Source organism: Clostridium sp. (assembly GCF_016650095.1).
Classification (GTDB): domain Bacteria; phylum Bacillota; class Clostridia; order Clostridiales; family Clostridiaceae; genus Clostridium_AD.
Map to the genome: position 1 here is coordinate 1 of NZ_JAENWL010000242.1, position 5,777 is coordinate 5,777.

Sequence of the window (5,777 nt, forward strand, 5' to 3'; positions counted from 1 at the left end):
CTACAAGGAAAACTTAAAGTGGAGAATATTGATGAAGAAGACTGCGTTTTCACTATGCCCTTTTATTATTGCGAATTAGGCATTACTAAAAAAATTATTACATTATCAATAGAAAAATATGATGAATTAGATATAGACATAGAAGAGAAGATTATAAGCTTTGAAAAACAGAAAAATATACAATTTGCAACATCTCAAAAAACCGCTATTTGTGGAGCTATGGAAAATAGTATTGAGGTTATAACAGGAGGGCCAGGTACTGGGAAAACTACTATAATTAATTGTATTATAGAGGTGTTTGAAGAAGCAGGGATGAAAGTATATATGGCTGCACCTACAGGACGTGCCGCTAAAAGAATGACAGAAGCTACTGGGCGTGAAGCAAAGACTATACATAGGTTATTAGAGCTTGGAATGGGCGGTGACGATGGGTCACAGTTTTTCAAAAGTGAAGAATCACCTTTAGATTGTGATGTGCTAATTGTTGATGAGGCGTCCATGATAGATATAATGCTTATGAATAGTTTATTAAAAGCAATTACTATAGGAACGAGGCTTATAATAGTTGGTGATGTCGACCAATTGCCATCTGTCGGACCAGGGAATGTACTAAGAGATATAATAGATAGTCAATGCGTTAAGGTAGTTAAGCTTAAGGAGATTTTTAGGCAAGCTAGGGAAAGCATGATTATTGTAAATGCCCATAAAATTAACAACGGAGAGTTGCCTATTCTAAATAAAAAGGAAAAAGATTTTTATTTTATTGAAAATAATGAGCCGGAAAAAATATTAGATATTATCATTTCCTTAATCAATACTAGATTACCAAATTTTAATAAACGATGGGATAAGATGAAAAATATCCAAATATTATCTCCTATGAGAAAAGGAATACTCGGCATAGAAAACTTAAATGAAAAACTTCAGGCGATATTAAATCCTAAATTAAAAGATAAAAGGGAAAAGGAATATAGGAATACTATTTTTAGGGTTGGGGATAAGGTAATGCAAATAAAAAATAATTATACTATGAAGTGGCATAAAATGAGCGCAAGGGGCGAAGATGGTGCTGGAATTTTTAACGGTGACGTGGGGTATGTAGAAGATATTGATGAAGATAATGAGAACGTTATTGTTATTTTTGATGATGATAAGCGTGTAGAATATGAAGGAGTAAATTTAGATGAACTAACGCTAGCATATGCTATCACAATACACAAAAGTCAAGGTAGCGAGTTTGAAGTTGTAATTATGCCTATGTTTATGGGCCCACCACTTTTAATGAACAGAAATCTGCTTTATACAGGGATAACTAGAGCAAAAAATATGGTTGTTCTAGTGGGAACAATAAAAGCTATTAGTTTTATGAAGGATAATAATAGGAGTTTCGAACGATATTCAGCACTTGGCTGGAGAATAAGACAAATAGTGGATGCAAATATTAATTATGATGAAAATTAGCTTAATTATATCAAAACAAATCTTTATGACATTTCAGAAGGCATAATATTACAGCGCTACATGTGCTGATCTAAAAGTAAAGGGGAATTTGCATGTTTTTCTACTCGAAATTAAGCCTTAATAAGGAAAAAGATGAAATCAGCAAAGAAATTTTAAGACGTTCTTTAAATGGCAAAAAAAGAATTGATGTTCTATCTGTATTTTATAACTCTTCTGATCTATTTTTAGAAACTATAATTGCATATGCTAATGATAACAAAAAAATATTATATATAACTAATGAAAGTCAGCATAGAGTTGACATAATTTACTTTATAAATAAATTTACTAATTTAGGTGAATACGTATGTTCTCCTGAAACAAATTATATCAGCGAAAATGAGTGTCTACATATTTGTAATCATGAAAATGCATTAAAACTCGAAGAAAAGTTTGATTTAGTTATTTATAATGATATTAGAAGTTTTCCTAAATACAATAAACAACAAATAAAAAAAATATTATCAAAAACGTCTAAAGTAGCAGGCGCTGCTATAGCTTATTCTGTAGAGAATGTTTTAAGTGAGGGAGCCCAAATTATTTTTCCGTTTAAAAATAATAAAATGCCGATTATAGAGCCTAGGATTATAACTACAAGAATAAATCTTAATATTGATATACCATTGGTGGTTTATGAATATTTAAATTGGTCAATTATATCTAATAGAAAGGTAATAATTTTTACTCCGGACGCGGAAAAAGCAACAGCAGTATTTGAGTATCTAAGTAATTTTAAAGAAAAGTTAAGTGAAAACATATTTTTGTTTATTAGCAAAAAAAGCGATGTTGATATTCCAATAAAGTTTATGAATAAAGATAAGGGGATAATAGTAACTAATGACTTCGAAGAAAGTTACCTAGAATTCCATGCGGTTGATGTTATAGTTTACTTTGCTGACAATATTAAATTTAATCATAAACAGCTATTATATTTATCAAGTAAGGTTGGAAGACATGAAAGTATGCAAAGGGGAGAGGCTATATTTTTAGCTAATGTTGAAACAATGGAAATGGATAAGGCTAAAAATATAGCTAGAAAATTTAACAAGAAAGCGTGGGAGAAAGGATTATTAAATATATAAAAAACATACTTTATTGTTTAGTGGGGCTTTTATACTCTGGTGATGAACAATGCGTAATTTGCAATGAATATAGCGGAGAAAGCGAAGCATTATGCACTAAATGCAGGAAAGAAATGAAGCACTCTGATGAAAGCTTTTATATAGGCCATGATGAAGAAAAATATCTCGCTAGGTCAGTGTTTTATTATTCTAATATAGTCAAAGAGCTAATTATTAGGCTGAAATATAAAAGTGATTTTATATGTGGAGAAATTTTAGCTGAATATATGTTAGAATTTATAAGAGAAAATAAATTGCAGTTTGACTTAATAGCTTATGTACCTATGACCAAAAAAGCTCTAAAAAATAGAGGGTATAACCAAAGTGAGTTTTTAGCAAATTACTTATCTCGATTTTTAAATATACCTGTAATCTGCAATTTAATAAAAACAGAGGATACTAAAGATCAAATAGGTTTAAGCGGTGAAGAACGATGGGGTAATATGGAAAAATGTTTTAATGTTAAAGAAAATAAGTTTATAAAAAATAAAAAAATTTTACTTGTTGATGATGTTATAACCACTGGGGCTACGGCATTTTATTGTGCACATAAGCTAAAAGAAAGTGGGAAAAATTATGTTTACGTATTGACTATAGCTAAAAGTAATGTATAATACTTAGTGTAGTAAGTTAGGTTTGTGGTTGAAAGTCGATGCCAGTCGCAGGCGAAACGATCCACGTAAGTTAAACAAAGTTTAGTGAGCATGGTGCGGCTTAGAGGTTAGTCCTGCCGTCTTAGCGGGCGAGAGTGTAAGTAGTGAGAAGGTAATTCTGGGTAGCAAAAGCTCCAGCAGGCGAGTGTGGGGTCAAAGACCAGGTCAACTAACTTATGAATGCACTAACAGTGCGGTATAGCAGTCTTTTATTAGACTGCTTTTTACTTTTTTGATAAGATATTAGCCACCAATTAGCCACCTAGAAAATATTTAGCCACCTAATCTATATGGTAGGTACCTTAATTTTATAATTTTCCAATACTTTTTTAGTACTTTCTCTATTTATGTGAGTATAGATTTTATGTGTAACTTCCGAACCTTTTTTGTGACCTATGATAGATTGGGTAATGGACTCAGGAACGCCATCAATCGCCATGTGGGTTACAAATGTATGTCTAGTGGTATGAAAGGGTCTATAAGTCAATTCTAAGTCACTCAAAGCCTTCTGCCATTGTCTTATTACATATCTTTTTTGCATTGGTTCACCTAAAGCGTTTGTAAATACTAGATTTTCTTTATTTTTAAAACTAGATCCTGCTTTGAGAGCATCTTTAATGTTTTGTGCCTTAGCTCTTGCCCATATATCTTTAAAATTATCGGTATATTCGATTTCTCTAAATGAACTCATTGTTTTTGGGATAGTTAGTTTCATACTGCCTCCAATCTTATTACCTTCCTGATCAAAGTCTTTTGTATACCTCAGAGACTTCTTAATACTTAACACGCAGCTAATTTTATTTATGTCACTCCAAGACAATGCTAAAATTTCTCCTTCTCTCATGCCAAGGCTAAAGCCTAAATACGCTATGCTAGCAATTCTATTACCCGTCTTATAAAGATATTCTATTATAAGATCTCTTTCATCCCGGGTAAAAACAAGTATCTCATTTAAATTCTTCTCTTTAAGATAATTTATTTGTCCTGGTACCTTTACGCTTAAGCATGGATTTTTAATAATAACATCAGTTTCAATTTCATAATTAAAAAATCTTTTTAGCAATTTAGTTAACTTTAGTATTATTGGATACTTCTTGCCATTCTTAAAAAGCTTATTTAAATACGCTTGGATCATATGAGATTTTATATCTTTAATTTTTTTTATACCTATTTCAGAATCCTTAACATAAAGCCTATATATAGATTCATAAGTTTCAAAAGTACTAATTTTAATTCCACTTGGCATTATGACGTTAAAAATCCAATCTTTAAAAGCAATATTTAATGTTAATTCTCCCGCATCAGCGTTCATTCCATTTTTTAAGTCTTGTTTAAATTCATCCCGCTTAGTTTCTGCCTCTGATTTACTCTTCCCATAGAATGTTTTGAAAACCTTTTTACCATTACTATCATATCCAATTAAAAGTCTTATTCTATAGTATTTGTTTCCATTAACTTCTGTATTTGTTTTAACTGCCACGGTATACCTCCTTTTTACAAACATATGTTCTTTGCAACGTTATAGATTAGCCAGTTAATTTAAAGCATCTTGAGGTGCTTCTAAACAACTAGCTATTTGTTCAAGCTTCATTTCTTTTTAAAACATTTCTAATACTCCTAGCGGGTCAAAATAAACTATGTAATGATCTATTTCACAACATAATCCGTATTTTTCTCTATAATGTTGAATTGAAGCGTCTAAAAAATCTTCTGTTACATTTAGATATTCTGCCATATCACAACGATTTCTAGCGTTAGCTTTAAAAGCATTAATAATGTCTATAATACCTACCAACTTTTCATAACCCCAATTACGGGCGAATTTTTCTTGTTTTACATTTCTAATATCTTTAGTGCTCAATATGTTTCCAAAAGATGTGTGATGATGCCCCAATTCTTCGGCAAGCACACATCTTTTTTCTTTATTTGTTTCTAATTTGGAATCGATAGCTATAGTATTTTGACTATATAAACCTTTTAAATTTCCTTTGAAATTTATTTCTATGACTTCTACATCACTTTCTTGTGCTTCACATACCAGTTCTTCGTACATCAATCCCCCCAAACCTTTATCAAGAATATTATTTATTCTTTTTTGAAAGAACATACTTAATAAAGTTCTCTATATCATCCTTATCATCTTCCGTAAATTCATCACCATCAAAATGTGCGGCTATAGTTTCTAATTGATTTTTAAATTCTTTTTTATTAGGTTGAGAATCGTCGAAGTCATCTAATTTACACCCTAATACTCTAGCGAGAGCCTTTAAAGTTTCAAGTTTAGGGTCTTTTGTTGTGCCATTTAAAATTTTATTTAAAGTACCAAGAGGAACTCCAGATTCATGAGACAGTTGCTCCGAGGTTAGCCCCTTCTTCTTTTTTAGTTCATTTACTTTTTCTAATCCCATCATTATCACCTCCCTTTTAATATAGGCAATATTTTACCGTTTGTCAATACATAATTCACCGTTAACGGAAAATAAATATGAATATAGGGTTGACA

At 31.0% G+C, this 5,777-nt stretch carries 6 protein-coding genes; 3 read left to right on the top strand and 3 right to left on the bottom strand.

The annotated features are described in order from the left end of the window. The 3 genes from JJE11_RS13240 to JJE11_RS13250 all read left to right on the top strand — a co-directional run. Positions 1–1,461 (top strand): AAA family ATPase (locus tag JJE11_RS13240; protein WP_291636372.1); only part of this gene is annotated, 1,461 nt, incomplete at its 5' end. 92 nt (positions 1,462–1,553) lie between these two features. Beyond that, a complete protein-coding gene (locus JJE11_RS13245) occupies positions 1,554–2,582 on the top strand; it encodes a hypothetical protein (protein WP_291636374.1) in 1,029 nt (342 codons plus the stop codon). Positions 2,583–2,602: 20 nt separating this feature from the next. Next, the gene (locus JJE11_RS13250) at positions 2,603–3,235 is read left to right on the top strand and encodes a ComF family protein (RefSeq protein WP_291636376.1); all 633 of its coding nucleotides are present in this window, start codon (positions 2,603–2,605) and stop codon (positions 3,233–3,235) included. A 325-nt stretch (positions 3,236–3,560) separates the two neighbouring features. Here the strand turns inward: JJE11_RS13250 and JJE11_RS13255 are convergent, their stop codons facing one another. The 3 genes from JJE11_RS13255 to JJE11_RS13265 all read right to left on the bottom strand — a co-directional run bounded on the left by JJE11_RS13255 (position 3,561) and on the right by JJE11_RS13265 (position 5,685). Then, positions 3,561–4,754 (bottom strand): site-specific integrase, encoded by a 1,194-nt coding sequence (locus JJE11_RS13255; protein ID WP_291636378.1) that lies wholly within the window; start codon positions 4,752–4,754, stop codon positions 3,561–3,563. 117 nt (positions 4,755–4,871) lie between these two features. Then, positions 4,872–5,327: a hypothetical protein gene (locus tag JJE11_RS13260; RefSeq protein WP_366927932.1), complete on the bottom strand. Its 456-nt coding sequence runs from the start codon at positions 5,325–5,327 to the stop codon at positions 4,872–4,874. Positions 5,328–5,355: 28 nt separating this feature from the next. Further along, positions 5,356–5,685 carry a helix-turn-helix transcriptional regulator gene (locus tag JJE11_RS13265; protein WP_291636382.1) on the bottom strand — a complete coding sequence of 110 codons (330 nt, stop codon included), beginning with the start codon at positions 5,683–5,685 and terminating at the stop codon, positions 5,356–5,358. Positions 5,686–5,777 lie beyond the last annotated feature (92 nt).